We start from the raw sequence: 14,275 nt of genomic DNA on the forward strand, positions 1-14,275 counted from the left end.
AAGACTGATTACCAGTACTGTGGGTAGCGAGCCTGGCGCGTCAGGTTGTTGTACAGCAGCGCGACCAGCACCAGGACCACTGCCCCTGCCAGGGTGGGGAACCACAGAAACCCCCATCCAGGCTGCGCCAGAAAGATGATGACGGGATTGGAACCGGCGGGTGGATGCACCGTGCGCGTCCACATCATCAAGGCGATGGCGGTGCCTACGGCCAGGGCCATGGCCCACCAATGGGGTCCCGCGCACTGCAGAAATGCCAGCCCGGTCAGCGAACTCAGGAAATGGCCCGCCACCACGTTGCGAGGTTGCGAGAAAGGCACATCCGGAAAGCCAAACACCAGCACGCACGAGGCACCGAAGGACCCGAGGATGAGGGACAAGGCCCACTGCTGTCCCGCCAGAGCCACCGTGGCAATCGCGAGGACGCCCCCGAGTCCGGCCAATGCGATGGCCCTGAGGGGAGGGCGTGGGGGCAAGGCAGCACGCTGGCCGCGGAGTTTATGGAACAGCATGGATGGGTCTCGCAATCGAAGTGGGAGCGTTCAAAGGGGATGGTCATGTAGACAAGTCTGTCTACATGCTTGAATGCTAGGCGATGTAGACAGATTTGTCTACCATTGCATGCCATGACCAATCTGTTGTTCGCCGTGCAAGGCCATGAGCCGGATCTCGCCTCGATGGGCGCCAGGGAGCGCATCCTGCACACCGCTCACATGCTCTTTTATCGGGAGGGGATTCGTGCCACAGGCATTGACAGGATCATTGCCGAGGCCCGCGTCACCAAAGTCACCTTCTATCGGCAGTTCCCCAGTAAACAAGACCTGGTGGTGGCCTACCTGGAGCACCGGCACGCGGTCTGGATGCAATGGTTTCGATCAGCCTTGGAACAGCCCCCGGCCGACGGCAGCTTTGCGCTGCAGTGCGTGGTGCAGGCCATGCAGGCATGGTTTGAAATGCCCGATTTCCGTGGTTGCGCCTTCATCAATGGCGTGGCGGAAGCCGAGGGGCTGGGGGCAGAGGTTGTGGACATTGCCCGACGTCACAAGCGGGAGATGACCCAGGCAATCGCCGCCCAGCTGCCACCGGACCCTGCCTACGCGGCGCTGGCAGAAGCCGTGGCCATGGCGGTGGATGGCGCCATCGTGCGGGTCCAAATGACAAAGGAGCCAGCACCTGCGCTGAGAGTGCTGGAGGCGCTGTTGCGGGCTTTGTGGCAGTCGGCAGGGCCAGCGCAGTAAGGGCTGGCGGCAACGCCTCCCACTCTCTTCGCCTGATGGGCGCAAGAGACGGGAGGCGGGTGGGCTGAGTGTTCGTCAGCCCTGCGCAATGCGCGCCGCAATGGCCTCACCCACTTGCGTGGTGTTGGCCGTACCGCCCAGGTCGGGCGTACGGGGGCCGCTCTTGATGATTTCTTCGATGGCGCTCACGATGGCATCGTGGGCCTGACGGCCAGCGCCCTGGCCTTGCGTGAGGAAGTCCAGCATCAGCGCGCCGGACCAGATCATCGCAATCGGGTTGGCGATGTTCTTGCCATAGATGTCGGGCGCGGAGCCGTGCACGGGCTCGAACAGGCTGGGGAAGGTGCGCTCGGGGTTCAGGTTGGCCGAAGGGGCCAGGCCAATGGTGCCGGTGGTGGCGGGGCCCAGATCCGAGAGGATGTCGCCAAACAGGTTGGTGGCTGCTACCACGTCAAAGCGGCCGGGCTGCAGCACGAAGCGGGCGGTGAGGATGTCGATGTGCTGCTTGTCCAGCGTGATGCCGGGGTAGTCCTTGGCGACTTCGTCGGCCCGCTTGTCCCACCAGGGCATGCTGATGGCGATGCCATTGCTCTTGGTGGCCAGGGTCACATGCTTTTTGGGGCGGCTTTGGGCCAGGTCGAAGGCGAACTTCAAGAGGCGGTTGGCACCATGGCGCGAGTAGACCGATTCCTGAATGACGATTTCACGGTCCGTGCCCTCGTACATCACGCCGCCGAGCGATGTGTATTCACCCTCGGTGTTCTCACGCACCACGTAGTAGTCAATGTCGCCGGGCTTGCGGCCTGCCAGGGGGCAGGGCACGCCTTCAAACAGGCGCACGGGGCGCAGGTTGATGTACTGGTCAAACTCGCGGCGGAACTTGAGCAGCGAACCCCAGAGAGACACATGGTCAGGCACGGTGGCGGGCCAGCCGACGGCGCCGAAGAAGATCGCGTCCATGCCTGAAAGCTGGGCCTTCCAGTCGTCGGGCATCATTTTTCCGTGGGCAGCGTAGTAGTCGCAGCTGGCCCACTCAAACTCGTGCAGTTGCAGATCCAGGCCGAAGCGGGCGGCAGCCGCTTGCACGGCGCGCAGGCCTTCGGGCATCACTTCTTTGCCGATGCCGTCTCCGGGCAAAACGGCAATCTTGTAGGTTTGAGGCATGAGGGTCTCCGTAAAGGTCGTTGGAAGAAGGTGTCAGGATGGCAGTATTTTTTGCCATGCCGGAGATAAATACAATCCGCCATCTGTGGCCTCATTGTTTACATATCGTGCATAAAACACCCTCGCCCGACGATCTGCGCGTTTTCACCGTGGTGGTGCGCAAGGCCAGCTTTGCCGAGGCCGCGCAAGAGCTGGGGGCTTCGCCTGCGTTTGTGAGCAAGCGCATCCGCCTGCTGGAAGAAGACCTGTCCGTGAAGCTGCTGCACCGCACCACCCGCCGCGTGAGCGTGACAGAGGAGGGCGAGCGAGTGTTCCATTGGGCCCAGCGCATCCTGGACGATGTGGACCAGCTGCTGCAGGAGGTGGCGGTAACGCGCGCTGAGCCACGTGGCCTGCTGCGCGTGAGCAGCAGTTTCGGTTTTGGCCGCAACGTGGTGGCCCCTGTGCTGTCGCAATTGGTGGAGCGCCATCCCGGCCTGCAGGTGCGGCTGGAGGTGTTTGACCGGCTGGTGGATGTGGCGGGTGAGGGCTTTGATCTAGACGTGCGTGTGGGCGATGAAATCGCCCCGCACCTGATTGCGCGCCGCCTGGCGGATAACTGCCGCGTGCTGTGCGCATCCCCGGCTTATTTGGCGCGGCGTGGCGTGCCGCGAACCTTGGCTGAGCTTGCGGGTCATGACTGCCTGGTGATCAAGGAGCGCGACCATCCCTTTGGCGTGTGGCGACTGCGCCATGCGGGGCAAGAGCAGGCGGTGAAGGTGCGCGGCCCCTTGTCGGCCAACAATGGCGAAATGGTGGTGCAGTGGGCCGTGGATGGGCGCGGCATTGCTCTGCGCTCGCTGTGGGATGTGGGGCCGCTGCTGCAGCGCGGCGAGCTGGTGCAGGTGCTGCCCGACTGGCAGCAGGAAGCCAACATCTGGGCCGTCTACCCCACGCGGCTGGAGCGCTCGGCCAAGGTCCGGGTGTGTGTGGAGTTTCTGCAGGAGCAGTTTCGCCGCAGGCCCTGGGCGGCTGGCGTGGTGACCGGGGAGGGCGCGGCATGAGCGGGACTTGGCCTGGCTGGTTGCCCCCCGAGAGTTTGGCTGTGCTGGCTGCGGCCACCTGGGCCACGGCCAGTTTGTTCTCTGCAGCAGCATCGGCGCGCATGGGGGCGTTTGCCTTTACCCGCTGGCGCATGGTGTTTGCGGCGTTGCTGCTGTGGGGTATGGCACTGGCCACGGGCAGCTGGCGCAGTTTGGCTGGAGACGGCTTGGGTGCAGGGTCAGGTGCCGCTGGTGAAGGGGTCTGGAATGCCGTGGGCCTCTTGGTGCTGTCAGGCGTGATTGGCATCTTTGTGGGTGACACGGCGCTGTTCGCCTGCATGAACCGGCTGGGGCCGCGCCGTTCGGGTTTGCTGTTTGCCACGCATTCACTGTTCACGGTGGTGCTGGCGGCGCTGTTTCTGGGCGAATCGCTCAAGGGCTGGGCTTTGCCGGGCGGCGTGCTGCTGGTGGGCGGCGTGATGGGGGCCATTGCGTTCGGCAAGCGCATTGGTGTGGCACACCAGCTCGAATCCACCCAGGGCCAACTGGCGGCGGGCGTGGCGCTGGGGGTGCTTTCGGCGCTCGGGCAATCGGTGGGCACCTTGGTGCTCAAGCCCGCCATGGCGGCGGGGCTGGATCCGGTGGCCGCGTCAGCGGTGCGCATGACGGCAGGCTTTGCGTGCCATGCCCTGTTGTGGTGCACAGGCCTGCCCATGGCGCGAGTGCAGTCGCCCCTGCAGTGGCGCGACCTGGCCTACACCTTTGCCAGCGCCACGCTGGCCATGGCGGTGGGCATGACGCTGATCCTCAAGGCCCTGCAGCATGGCAGTGCCGGGCTGGTGGGCATGCTGTCGTCCGTGTCGCCCGTGCTGCTGTTGCCCCTGTTGTGGTGGCGCACCGGCCAGCGCCCGTCCTGGGGTGCGTGGGTGGGCGCTGCCATGGCGGTGCTCGGGTGTGCGCTGCTGTTGGGCTGAGGCGTGGGCGGTTGGCCGCACTGCCCGTGTGCAGCCATGAACTGTTTCTGCAGGCCAGGAACGCTTCGGTTCCATAAAAAAATAGCTGCCAGCGCTTGATTTAAAAGCGCAGGCAGCTATTGATTTGGTAGCAAATATGCGGGTGCTGTCGTGCGATCAGCCTGCCAGCGCTGCCTTCACGGCGGCAGACACCTGGCCCATGTCGGCCTTGCCTGCGAGACGGGTCTTGACCACGCCCATCACCTTGCCCATGTCGCCAGGGCCTGCTGCGCCCACCTCTGCCACGATAGCCTTCACGGCGGCTGTGACTTCATCGGCAGACATACGCTCTGGCAGATAGGTTTGCAGCACGGCCATCTCGGCCTTTTCCTTGTCTGCCAGATCCTGGCGGCCTGCGCCTTCAAAGGCAGTGATCGAGTCCTTGCGCTGCTTGATGAGCTTGTCCACGATGGAAACGATAGCCGCGTCATCCAGCTCGACGCGCTCGTCCACTTCCTTTTGCTTCATGGCCGCCTGCAACAGGCGGATCGTGCCCAGGCGCTCAGAGTCCTTGGCGCGCATGGCAGTCTTCATGTCTTCGGTGATTTGGGCTTTAAGGCTCATGGTTATCTCCTAAAGGTGAGCGGCAGGATTTGCACAAAGCCGCTTCAGCTAGGCGTGTCGCCGCAGACAGTAGTTGGGCTACGGCAAGGCGACGCAACGACGCTGAAGCGGCTTTGTGCAAATCCTGAAAAGAAAAAACCCGCGCTTGGCGTCCCTAGCGCGGGTTGCATCGGCCTGGGCCGACAGCGATCAGTACAGCTTCTTGGGCAGTTGCATGCTGCGAACGCGCTTGTAGTGGCGCTTCACGGCAGCAGCCTTCTTGCGCTTGCGTTCTGCTGTGGGCTTCTCGTAGAACTCACGGGCACGCAGGTCGGTCAGCAGGCCCAGCTTTTCGATAGTGCGCTTGAAGCGACGCAGTGCAACGTCGAAGGGCTCGTTTTCTTTAACGCGGATGGTAGTCATTAGCTAATGTTTTCCAAAATGTGCCGTCAGAGGGTTTTCGGGAAGATCGGGCCCAAAAGCCATGCACAGCGGTTGTCCCCGTCTTTAACTAGTATTTGGCCGACGGGGCATTGCCAGCAAAGCCTGCGATTATAGCCTTTTATTTGAAAAATGACAGAGGCCCTGTCAAGGGATGTCCTGCGATGGTTGTTGGCCGTGAATGCTTGGCAGTGGCTTGATTTTTGCTTGGTATTTGCAGATTTTTTACAAATGGCAACATTTTCTGCAAAGGCCCGGACACATGCCCGTGATGCACCGACTTTCGGCCTGGCTGGGGCGCCTGAGTGTGGGGCGCAAGCTGATGCTGATCTATCTGCTGGACCTCACTGCCGTCATCTATGTCTCCAGCATCCTGATTCACGAAAAAAACGAGGCGATTGATTTCACCCGCAAGGAAATTGTGGGAACGGCTTACGCGGCCGTAGTGCGCGACGGGTTGATGGGGCAGTTTTTGCAGACATCCCAGGCTGCGCCTTCTGCCCAAGCGGTGCTCGAACGCCTGGTCCCCCTGCGCGAGTTGCATGACGAAAAGCTGCGCACGGGGCCCGCCAGCCTGCAGTTCGGCCGTTCACTGGAGCCCTTTGCATTGCCGCAAGCGGGGTTGCAGGCGGGCTCCACGTCTAGCGCCTTGGTGCTGGCGGCAGCGCGCAGTCAGTTGCTGCGCGACGGGCGCGAACTGCTGACCACCATCGCCAACCAATCCAACCTGATTCTGGACCCGGATCTGGACAGCTACTACGTCATGTCCCTGACGATGCTGCGCTTTCCCGAGCTGCTCCAGGCGGTACATGACACGGCGGTGTTTCTGCAAGCCAGCAAGCCAGCGCGCGGGCCGCAATGGGCATCAGAGTTGCTGACGTTGACGGGGCGGCTCGACGCTGTGATGCAGGGCATTGAGTCTGATTACAACCAGGCCTTCAACGCCAGCAAGCCTGAGATGCATGCCGCGCTGGCCAACCAGCGGCAGGCACTCAAAACCTCGCTGACGGAATTGCAGGGCCTTTTGCAGACCATGGCGGCGGGGGAGTCGCGCCGCAGCCTGGCCGATGTTTCAGAGCAGCAAACCCGCGTGCTGCTGGCGCTGACTTCCGCTTGGGATTCTGGCTTTACCCATCTGGACTACCTGCTGGCCCAGCGGGTGGACGGCCTGTTTGCCCGCATGTGGCTGCATCTGGGCACGGCGCTGGTGCTGCTGGGGTGCATCCTGAGTCTGGTCACGCTGGTCGCAAGGCAGATTGCCAAGCCCCTGCAGCATCTGGCCAAGGTGGCTGACGAGGTGCGCCATAGCGGTGACCATGGCCTGCGCGCGCAGTGGAGCAGCCGCGACGAGATCGGTCGTCTGGTCACAGCGTTCAATGACATGCTCGCCCAGCTGGACCGGGAACGTCTGCTGCAGCAGGAGCTTGCAGCCAGCGCCCGTGCCGCCCAGGCGCAGCGCGAACTGGTCGAGGCGTTTCCCATCGCACTCATGGTGACGTCCATCCCTGAGCATGAGGTGTTGCACGCCAACGCGCCCGCAAGTCCCTGGCTCAATGGCCGCACGCAGGACCCCTGGGTGGCGGGGCTGGACCCTGGTGTACGCGCCCGGTTTTTCCAGCGGCTGGCCGACCTGGGTTCGGTAGACGAGTTCGAGGTGCGCTGGAAGTGCGGGACCGAGCCGTCGTGGGCCGTGCTGTCGGCACGCCGGCTGCATTACCAGGGGCGTGACGCGGTGCTCACCTCGTTCACCCCCATCAACGTGCTCAAGGTGATGGAGCAGCGGCTGGAGCTGTGGGCCAAGGTGTTCGAGGCCTCGTCCGAGGGCATCATCATCATGGACGCCGGGCACAACGTACTCAGCGTGAACAAGGCGTTTTGCCGCAGCACGCACTACGACTTCTATGAGCTGATTGGTGAAAACCTGAGCCTGTTGCTGGACGACAGCCCGGGCGAGTCCCTGGCGGAGCAGATTGCCCGCAGCATGCGCGACAAGGAATCGTGGCAGGGCGAGGTGCGCTTTCGTCGCCGCTCTGGAGAAACCTATCCCGCCTGGCTCATGGTATCTGCCGTGCGCGAGGGCAAGGACGGTCTGGTCTCCAACCACATCGGCATTGCCATCGACATCACCGATCGCAAGCTCAACGAGGAACGTATCCAGTTCCTGGCCCATCACGATGTCTTGACCGAGTTGCCCAACCGGTCACTGTGCGTGCAGCATCTTCAGCGCGCGCTGGCGCAGGCCCGCGAGGCGGGCACGCAGGTGGCTGTGCTGTTCATTGATCTGGATCGCTTCAAGGCCATCAACGACACCCTGGGTCACCACATTGGCGATGGGCTGCTGCGCTCGGTCGCTTCCAGACTGGTGCAGGCCGTGCGCTCGCTGGACACCGTCAGCCGCCTCGGTGGCGACGAGTTTGTGGTGGTGATGCGCGATGTGGCGGGCAGGGAGGATGTGCAGCAACTGGTGGAGCGCCGCCTTATCCCCCTCATCCGCCAAAGCCACCCCGTAGAGGGGCATGAGCTGAATGTCTCCTGCAGTGTGGGCATTGCCGTCTACCCCGAAGACGGAGCAGACCTGGACGAGCTGATGCGCCGCGCCGATGCCGCCATGTACGAGGCCAAGACCACCGGGCGTGACATGGCCAAGTTCTACTCTGTGGAGACAGACCAGCGCGCACAGGCCCGCCAATCCATGGAACAGCATTTGCGCCGGGCTCTGGAGCGAGACGAGTTTCGCGTGCATTACCAGCCCCGCATCAGTGCCCGAACGGGGCGGCTGCAGGGGGTGGAGGCGTTGTTGCGCTGGCAGCATCCTGTGCTCGGGGCTGTGCCTCCCATGGACTTCATTCCCATTGCAGAGGAGACGGGCATGATCCGCACCATTGGTGCCTGGGTGCTGGAGCAGGCCTGCCTGCAGTGGCTGCAGTGGCAGGCGCTGCCTTTGCAGGAAGGGGGGAGCGCCCATCCTTTGGGGGGGGTGACGGTGTCGGTCAATCTCTCTGCCACGCAACTGGCAGACCCCCACCTGGTGCCCGACATTGCCACCCTGCTGGAGCGCACAGGCGTGCCCGCTAACCGGCTTGAACTGGAGATTACCGAATCCCAGCTCATGGACAACGCAGACGGCGCGTCACGCCAGCTCACGGCGTTGAAAGCCTTGGGTGTGCATCTTTCCATCGACGATTTCGGCACTGGATACTCCAGCCTGGCCTACCTCAAGCGCTTTGATATCGACAAGCTGAAGATCGACCGTTCTTTTGTGCGTGAGTTGCTCTCCAACCCGGCTGACATGGCCATCACACGGGCCATCATCGCGCTGGGCCAGTCGCTGGGGTTGAGTCTCGTGGCGGAGGGCGTGGAAGACATGGCGACTGGCCAGGTACTGACGGCTCTAGGGTGTGACGAGCTGCAGGGCTACTACTTCAGCCGCCCCTTGTCTGCGCAGGAGCTGGAGCAGTGGACCAAAGCCTGTGGCAAGGCCGATGAGCGGCGAGGCTCACAGGCGGTTGTGCAGACCGTGCTGACCCAGGCAAAGGCCGGGCCTGCACTTTCTGTGTAGCGCCTCTCCCCATCACGGCCGGTGGAAGGGCTGATGAAAAGCCCTGGAATCCCCGGGCGCCTGATCTCGCTCGTGCATGCCGTAATCGCGCACGACGGTGGCTACTCGCAGCCGGTAGTCCCTGAAGATGCTCGCACGGCCCGCCTGCTGCGCCTGTCGGTGCTCTGCACTGCCGCGCCATCGCACCACCGCCGCTTCATCGCGCCAAAAGCTGAGTGACAGCAGCTTGCCGGGCTGCGTGATGCTTTCAAAACGCTCTACCGAGATAAAGCCATCCATGGCCTCCAGCGGTATGCGCAGGCTGGCTGCGTGGTCCAGATAAGCCTGATGGGCATCGCGATGCGGTTCCACTTCAAAGAGCACGGCAATCATGCGGCTTCTCCTGTCCCGGCGGGCGATGCTCTGTCAGCGGGTTCCAGTCCAGGATGCGGAGCCTGCCACAGTGTGCCCGCCACTGCCTCGGTGAAGGTGCGCTCTTCTCGCACGATGAAGCGTTGGCGCTGGGCCCAGTCAAAGTTGGCGCGGCCTTCGGGGTCGGCCCGCAAACGCGCGCGATACGCCTCGTAGGCCGCTAGGCTGTCGAATGCAATCAGCCCCCACGCTTCATAGTTGCTGCCCTCACATGGCAGAAAGTAGCCCACCAGATGCCCGCCGCAGCGGGGAATGATGCGACCCCAGGCCTCGGCATAGCTGCGGAAGGCTTCTAGCTGAAACGGGTCAATCTCATAGCGGATGAAGCAGGTGATGGGCATGGTGCAATTCCAGTGGTTTGAAAGCGCTCCATGTTCGGTGGGCACTGCTGTCTCATGCTTCGCTGTGGAGCGAAGTGTCCGGATGCGCGGCTGCGGCACACTGGCGGGATGAATACCAACCGCATCGCCCATCTCGCCTCATTGGTTGGCGAGCCGGCGCGTACCGCCATGCTGCTGGCCCTGATGGATGGGCGTGCCCTCACTGCAAAGGAGCTGGCAGCGGCTGCCCATATCTCCGCAGCCACTGCCAGTCGCCACCTGGGTCTGCTGGTCGAGGCGGGGCTTTTGGTCATACAGCCTCAGGGGCGTCACCGGTATCACCGCCTGGCATCGCTCGATGTAGCGCGCATGCTGGAAGGATTGATGCAGTTGGCCATGCAGCCACCCCAGCACCGCCCCGTGCACACCGGCCCGCGCGACCCCGCATTGCGCATGGCACGCCTGTGCTACGACCACGTGGCCGGACGTCTGGGCGTAGCCATTGCGGCGCACCTGCTGGATGAGCAGGCCATTGCGTTTGATGAAGAGGGCGGTGGGCGGGTGACAGGGATTGCGCCCCAGGTGCTGCAGGCGTGGGGCGTTACCGTTCCCTCGGCCGGGGCTCGGGGGCACCGCAAACCCTGGTGTCGCCCCTGTCTGGACTGGAGCGAGCGCCGCTCACACATCGGTGGCCCCCTGGGCAGGTTGTTGTGCGCCCATGGCTTGCAAAGCGGCTGGCTGTTGCGTGGCACGGCCGCGAGGGCGCTGCAGGTGACGCCCGCGGGTGCGGTAGCCATGCGTCATCTGCTGGGCCTGGAGCGTTGGCGCTTTGTGACGGGGGACTCAGCCGGTGAGTGAACTTGTTGTGGACCGGCTCAGCAAGATTTGGCAGATGCACACGGAGCGGTGATTCGTGCAGAGGCTGCTTAGCGCGACTAACACAACCCCCCTGGCGTCGTTGTTCCGTCTTGTCGTACTACTGGTACTGCCTTCGACGGAACGCCTAGCCAGGGCCGCTTCGCTGGGTCGTGTTAGCCGCTCTCAGGCGTGAGGCAGCGCTTGCGCGCAGGCCATGCCGCTGGCCCAGGCCCACTGAAAGTTGTACCCGCCCAGCCAGCCGGTCACATCCACCACCTCGCCAATGAAGTACAGCCCGGGCTGGGCTTTGGCCTCCATGGTCTGCTGCGACAGAGCCTTGGTGTCCACACCGCCCAAGGTCACCTCGGCCTTCTTGTAGCCCTCGGTGCCGGTGGGCGTCAGCTCCCATCGTGCCAGGCGCTCTGCCAGCAGGTTCAGTGCCTTGTCCGAAGCCTCGTTCACCGGGCGCTGCCATTGCGCGTCCTGCCCCGCCCAGGCGTCTGCCAGGCGGCTGGGCACCAGAGTCGCCAGTTCGTTGGCAATCAGCTTGCGAGAGCGGCCCTTGGCTTGCTGCAACGCCGCGGCCAGATCAGCGCCGGGGGCCAGGTTGATCGACAGTGGCGTGCCTTCCTGCCAGTAGCTGGAGATTTGCAGCACCGCCGGGCCGGAAAGCCCCCGGTGGGTGAACAGCAGGTCCTCGTCAAAAGCCATGCGTTCCTTTTTGGCTCCGGTGCTGATCTGCACCGGCAGCGCCAACCCTGCCAGTTGGGCATAGGGCGCCCAGCCTGCGCCGTCAAACGTCAGTGGCACCAGCCCGGGCCGCCTTTCTACCAGCGGTATGTTGAACTGCTGCGCCAGCCGGTAGCCCAGGTCTGTGGCCCCGATCTTGGGAATCGACAACCCTCCCGTCGCGACCACCACGCTGCGCGTGCGCACCGGGCCCTGGCTGGTATCAATTTGATAGCTGCCTGCGCTTGATCCATCAGCGCTAGAGGGCAAAAAGGCTATGTTCTTGATGCTGCAAGGCTGCCACCGCGTGACGTTGCCCGCCTCGCACTCGGCCAGCAGCATCTGAATGATGTCTTCTGCCGAGCGGTCGGCAAACAGCTGGCCCTTGTGCTTTTCATGGAAAGGGATGCCGTGCTTTTGTACCAGCGCGATGAAATCGGCCGGTGTGTAGCGCGAGAGCGCCGAGCGGCAAAACTGCGGGTTTTGCCCCACAAAGTGCTTGTGGGGTGCCCGCACATCCAGATCGCGGTTGGTGAAGTTGCACCGCCCGCCACCCGAGATGCGGATTTTCTCTGCCACCTTGTCGCTGTGGTCAACGAGCAAAACCTTCAGGCCCCGTTGGCCCGCCTGGCCTGCGCAAAACAGGCCAGCGGCGCCCGCGCCGATGATGACGGCATCAAAAAAGGGAAGAGAGTGCACTGAATTAAATGGAAATTTTCGACCAGAGTTGAAGCTTACTCGTGCACTGCTGTCCACTGAATGGAGTAGTTGTAGGGAGATGTGCCTGATGCCGTGTCGCTGACTTCTACTCCATTAGTGAGTCTTCCAGAAAACTCATCAGCGCCTTTGCGCACAACCATCTTGCCGTCGCCCGATATTTTTCCTGTTGCTGTGACGTAGGAGTTGTTTGAACTGCAGTAGCCAGACATATCCCCGGCAGGAGCGATCTTGACCTTGCACGAACCGAGCACGGTTCCCGAAAAAATTACCAGCCAATCTCCCGCGTAGGTGGCTGGTGACAGTGATTTGGTCACATGATTTTTGACGTTGAGTCCGACCAGTTTGGTTTTGATGCTGTACTCAGAGGTATTGCCTTGGGTCGTGGTGGTTTGTATATGATTTTCGCAGGAGACAGCCATCGCTGTTCTCTCGTCATACCAGCAGGTGCTTCGGATAACGCTAGAGGCTAAGGTGCTTTTTTGCTCTTGTACGCTCTCAGCTTTGTATGTTTTGAAAATTCCTGCATCCGTACTGATATCTTCCTTTGCAACGATGCTCCCCTTGGAATGTGTGTCAGTGGCGGCAGTAACGTTTTCTGTGCAATTTGCGGAATAGCGGGAATCCCACTGCTGTCCCACTTTCAAATTAAACGCCGGACCATCTTGCCCATCGGTCCAAGTGCATCTGTAGCCCTTGTATTTAGATGATGTTTTGAAATTTTTGCTATTGAAATTTTCTATGGATGTGAAGTAATTTTGAGCTGTATAAATGCGCTCGTGCTCGTAATTCGATTTTACATTGCGAAGCGTGTAGGTGTAATAGGAGACTTCGCTTCCGACGACTCCACCTTTGATGAAATCTGTACGCTCAGTGCGATATGTGTAGGTGTCGCCTTCTGCATACTTAATGATTTCGACAGAATCTGATGTGCCAGTGCCAGTGCCAGTGCCAGTGGGAGGCAAGGGCGTGGGAGGGGGGGTAATTGATTCACCCCCACCTCCACCCCCACAAGCTGAAAGCACTGCCGCGACAAATAATAAATTGATAAACTTCATGAACTTTGGCTTGTGGCTAGTGAATAAGAGTCGCAAATTCAATTGTTGGCGATTTAGGGGTGAGCAAATAGCTATTAAAGATGGTTTGCTGTCCAGGTTCCCAAGGTTTGATTGGAACTGTTAGCAGACCAAGTGCCGCCAGACTCAATTGGAGTACTCAAATTGCCTAAAAATTTAACTCCGTTTGTGCCTGTGAGATCAAATGCCCCATTTGGAGTAATTTTCCCTGCAATTGAAAAGGCTTCGAATTGTGTTGAGCAGTCGCCTTTGACATCTCCGTCCGGCAGGACGTCTGCTAAACATTGACCAGCTTGCTGACCAGAGAATTTGACTTGCCATTTTCCGTAAAAACTAGCTGCACTAAGTTTTTTTGTGGGATGATTTTTCGCATTGATCCCTATTAACGTGATCTTTGTTTTAAATTCGGTAGCGTCACTATTTGCTGCAGTTGTAGGGCTAGAGAAAGTAGTTTGATCGCACATGACGATGATGGAAGTTTTTTCGTCGTACCAGCAACTTCCTTTTAAAGTAGATGATGTAGATGAAGTGGATAAACTAACTTGTTCTCTTGTCCTGTCTGCTTTATACGCAATGAAGTCCCCGGCTTCAGTTTTTATCAGGTCTTTAGATGTTATGGTGCCTGTTGAGTGGAAGTCGGAAGGTAGTCCAGCGCTCTCAGGAATGCATTTTTTGCTGTATTTTGAGTCCCATTTTTGCCCTATTTGCATCTGAAATGTTGGATTGTCCAGCCCATCTGTGGAGGTGCAGCTAGATGTCTGGTAATTTTCTGAAAATCTAAAGTTGTTCTTATTGTAGGAATCTAAAACAATTTGACTGACAGATGACGTTTCATACCTTTGATGCGAACCATCGGGTTGTGGATCTTTAATTGTGTATGTATAGTAAGAAATTGTTTTGCTAATCTCTACGCCATTTTTAATGGTAGTACGCTCATTTTTGAATGTGTAGTAATCGCCACTGGTGTAGGTAATAATTTCGCTGGAATTACCTGTCCCACCTCCGATGGGCCCTGTTGGCGTTATGCCTGAATCGCCAGTGCCTCCGCCCCCGCCGCAGGCTGTCAAAGTTGCAAACATCAGCGATGCATAAATTAATTTCATTTGATTTGTAAACTAAAGTAAAGCCGCTAATTCTACGGGGTGGATAGGAGGGCTTGGCTCAGTTCGTGGCCCAAATGGGAT

14 protein-coding genes are annotated in these 14,275 nt (G+C 60.5%); 5 read left to right on the plus strand and 9 right to left on the minus strand.

Annotation, left to right across the window (positions count from 1 at the left end; genetic code table 11):
• Positions 1 to 8: 8 nt before the first annotated feature.
• Positions 9 to 512, minus strand: coding sequence for an HPP family protein (locus tag AACH87_RS08955; protein ID WP_338798456.1), 504 nt, complete (start codon positions 510 to 512; stop codon positions 9 to 11).
• A 114-nt stretch (positions 513 to 626) separates the two neighbouring features.
• Here AACH87_RS08955 and AACH87_RS08960 point away from each other — a divergent pair, with 114 nt between their 5' ends.
• Positions 627 to 1,238 (plus strand): TetR/AcrR family transcriptional regulator, encoded by a 612-nt coding sequence (locus AACH87_RS08960; protein WP_338798457.1) that lies wholly within the window; start codon positions 627 to 629, stop codon positions 1,236 to 1,238.
• Positions 1,239 to 1,313: 75 nt separating this feature from the next.
• Here AACH87_RS08960 and AACH87_RS08965 read toward each other — a convergent pair whose 3' ends face one another.
• Positions 1,314 to 2,402, minus strand: a complete 1,089-nt coding sequence (locus AACH87_RS08965) for a tartrate dehydrogenase (RefSeq protein WP_338798458.1) — start codon at positions 2,400 to 2,402, stop codon at positions 1,314 to 1,316.
• Positions 2,403 to 2,509: 107 nt separating this feature from the next.
• Here AACH87_RS08965 and AACH87_RS08970 point away from each other — a divergent pair, with 107 nt between their 5' ends.
• Positions 2,510 to 3,445 (plus strand): LysR substrate-binding domain-containing protein, encoded by a 936-nt coding sequence (locus AACH87_RS08970; RefSeq protein WP_338798459.1) that lies wholly within the window; start codon positions 2,510 to 2,512, stop codon positions 3,443 to 3,445.
• Complete coding sequence (locus AACH87_RS08975) at positions 3,442 to 4,398, plus strand: DMT family transporter (RefSeq protein ID WP_338798460.1); 957 nt, start codon at positions 3,442 to 3,444, stop codon at positions 4,396 to 4,398. The genes AACH87_RS08970 and AACH87_RS08975 overlap by 4 nt, the downstream gene beginning before the upstream one ends.
• Before the next feature lie 156 nt (positions 4,399 to 4,554).
• Here the strand turns inward: AACH87_RS08975 and AACH87_RS08980 are convergent, their stop codons facing one another.
• Complete coding sequence (locus tag AACH87_RS08980; protein ID WP_338798461.1) at positions 4,555 to 5,001, minus strand: GatB/YqeY domain-containing protein; 447 nt, start codon at positions 4,999 to 5,001, stop codon at positions 4,555 to 4,557.
• A gap of 189 nt (positions 5,002 to 5,190) precedes the next feature.
• Complete coding sequence (gene rpsU, locus AACH87_RS08985) at positions 5,191 to 5,403, minus strand: 30S ribosomal protein S21 (RefSeq protein WP_007833691.1); 213 nt, start codon at positions 5,401 to 5,403, stop codon at positions 5,191 to 5,193.
• Between the two features lie 280 nt (positions 5,404 to 5,683).
• Here rpsU and AACH87_RS08990 point away from each other — a divergent pair, with 280 nt between their 5' ends.
• The gene (locus AACH87_RS08990; RefSeq protein ID WP_338798462.1) at positions 5,684 to 8,980 is read left to right on the plus strand and encodes an EAL domain-containing protein; all 3,297 of its coding nucleotides are present in this window, start codon (positions 5,684 to 5,686) and stop codon (positions 8,978 to 8,980) included.
• A gap of 12 nt (positions 8,981 to 8,992) precedes the next feature.
• Here AACH87_RS08990 and AACH87_RS08995 read toward each other — a convergent pair whose 3' ends face one another.
• Positions 8,993 to 9,352, minus strand: a complete 360-nt coding sequence (locus tag AACH87_RS08995; RefSeq protein WP_338798463.1) for an antibiotic biosynthesis monooxygenase — start codon at positions 9,350 to 9,352, stop codon at positions 8,993 to 8,995.
• Positions 9,349 to 9,732, minus strand: a complete 384-nt coding sequence (locus AACH87_RS09000) for an NIPSNAP family protein (RefSeq protein ID WP_338798465.1) — start codon at positions 9,730 to 9,732, stop codon at positions 9,349 to 9,351. Before AACH87_RS09000 ends, AACH87_RS08995 begins: the two co-directional genes overlap by 4 nt.
• A 108-nt stretch (positions 9,733 to 9,840) precedes the next feature.
• On the opposite strand from AACH87_RS09000, the gene AACH87_RS09005 reads away from it, so the two are divergent.
• Positions 9,841 to 10,569, plus strand: coding sequence for a helix-turn-helix transcriptional regulator (locus tag AACH87_RS09005; protein ID WP_338798466.1), 729 nt, complete (start codon positions 9,841 to 9,843; stop codon positions 10,567 to 10,569).
• A 183-nt stretch (positions 10,570 to 10,752) separates the two neighbouring features.
• Here AACH87_RS09005 and AACH87_RS09010 read toward each other — a convergent pair whose 3' ends face one another.
• From AACH87_RS09010 to AACH87_RS09020, 3 genes are all read right to left on the minus strand, one after another.
• Positions 10,753 to 11,997: an NAD(P)/FAD-dependent oxidoreductase gene (locus AACH87_RS09010; RefSeq protein ID WP_338798467.1), complete on the minus strand. Its 1,245-nt coding sequence runs from the start codon at positions 11,995 to 11,997 to the stop codon at positions 10,753 to 10,755.
• Between the two features lie 35 nt (positions 11,998 to 12,032).
• Positions 12,033 to 13,073 carry a hypothetical protein gene (locus AACH87_RS09015; RefSeq protein WP_338798468.1) on the minus strand — a complete coding sequence of 347 codons (1,041 nt, stop codon included), beginning with the start codon at positions 13,071 to 13,073 and terminating at the stop codon, positions 12,033 to 12,035.
• A 74-nt stretch (positions 13,074 to 13,147) separates the two neighbouring features.
• Positions 13,148 to 14,194 (minus strand): hypothetical protein, encoded by a 1,047-nt coding sequence (locus tag AACH87_RS09020; protein WP_338798469.1) that lies wholly within the window; start codon positions 14,192 to 14,194, stop codon positions 13,148 to 13,150.
• Positions 14,195 to 14,275 lie beyond the last annotated feature (81 nt).

Origin of the sequence: Acidovorax sp. DW039 (assembly GCF_037101375.1) — a bacterium.
Classification (GTDB): domain Bacteria; phylum Pseudomonadota; class Gammaproteobacteria; order Burkholderiales; family Burkholderiaceae_C; genus Acidovorax.

What these genes read in the sequence shown, in the direction of transcription:
- AACH87_RS09000 (WP_338798465.1), bottom strand. Translation starts at nt 9,732, where the DNA reads ATGCCCATCACCTGCTTCATCCGCTATGAGATTGACCCGTTTCAGCTA.
- AACH87_RS08960 (WP_338798457.1), top strand. Translation starts at nt 627, where the DNA reads ATGACCAATCTGTTGTTCGCCGTGCAAGGCCATGAGCCGGATCTCGCC.
- rpsU (WP_007833691.1), bottom strand. Translation starts at nt 5,403, where the DNA reads ATGACTACCATCCGCGTTAAAGAAAACGAGCCCTTCGACGTTGCACTG.
- AACH87_RS08995 (WP_338798463.1), bottom strand. Translation starts at nt 9,352, where the DNA reads ATGATTGCCGTGCTCTTTGAAGTGGAACCGCATCGCGATGCCCATCAG.
- AACH87_RS08990 (WP_338798462.1), top strand. Translation starts at nt 5,684, where the DNA reads ATGCCCGTGATGCACCGACTTTCGGCCTGGCTGGGGCGCCTGAGTGTG.
- AACH87_RS09020 (WP_338798469.1), bottom strand. Translation starts at nt 14,194, where the DNA reads ATGAAATTAATTTATGCATCGCTGATGTTTGCAACTTTGACAGCCTGC.
- AACH87_RS08965 (WP_338798458.1), bottom strand. Translation starts at nt 2,402, where the DNA reads ATGCCTCAAACCTACAAGATTGCCGTTTTGCCCGGAGACGGCATCGGC.
- AACH87_RS08975 (WP_338798460.1), top strand. Translation starts at nt 3,442, where the DNA reads ATGAGCGGGACTTGGCCTGGCTGGTTGCCCCCCGAGAGTTTGGCTGTG.
- AACH87_RS08955 (WP_338798456.1), bottom strand. Translation starts at nt 512, where the DNA reads ATGCTGTTCCATAAACTCCGCGGCCAGCGTGCTGCCTTGCCCCCACGC.
- AACH87_RS08980 (WP_338798461.1), bottom strand. Translation starts at nt 5,001, where the DNA reads ATGAGCCTTAAAGCCCAAATCACCGAAGACATGAAGACTGCCATGCGC.
- AACH87_RS09005 (WP_338798466.1), top strand. Translation starts at nt 9,841, where the DNA reads ATGAATACCAACCGCATCGCCCATCTCGCCTCATTGGTTGGCGAGCCG.
- AACH87_RS09015 (WP_338798468.1), bottom strand. Translation starts at nt 13,073, where the DNA reads ATGAAGTTTATCAATTTATTATTTGTCGCGGCAGTGCTTTCAGCTTGT.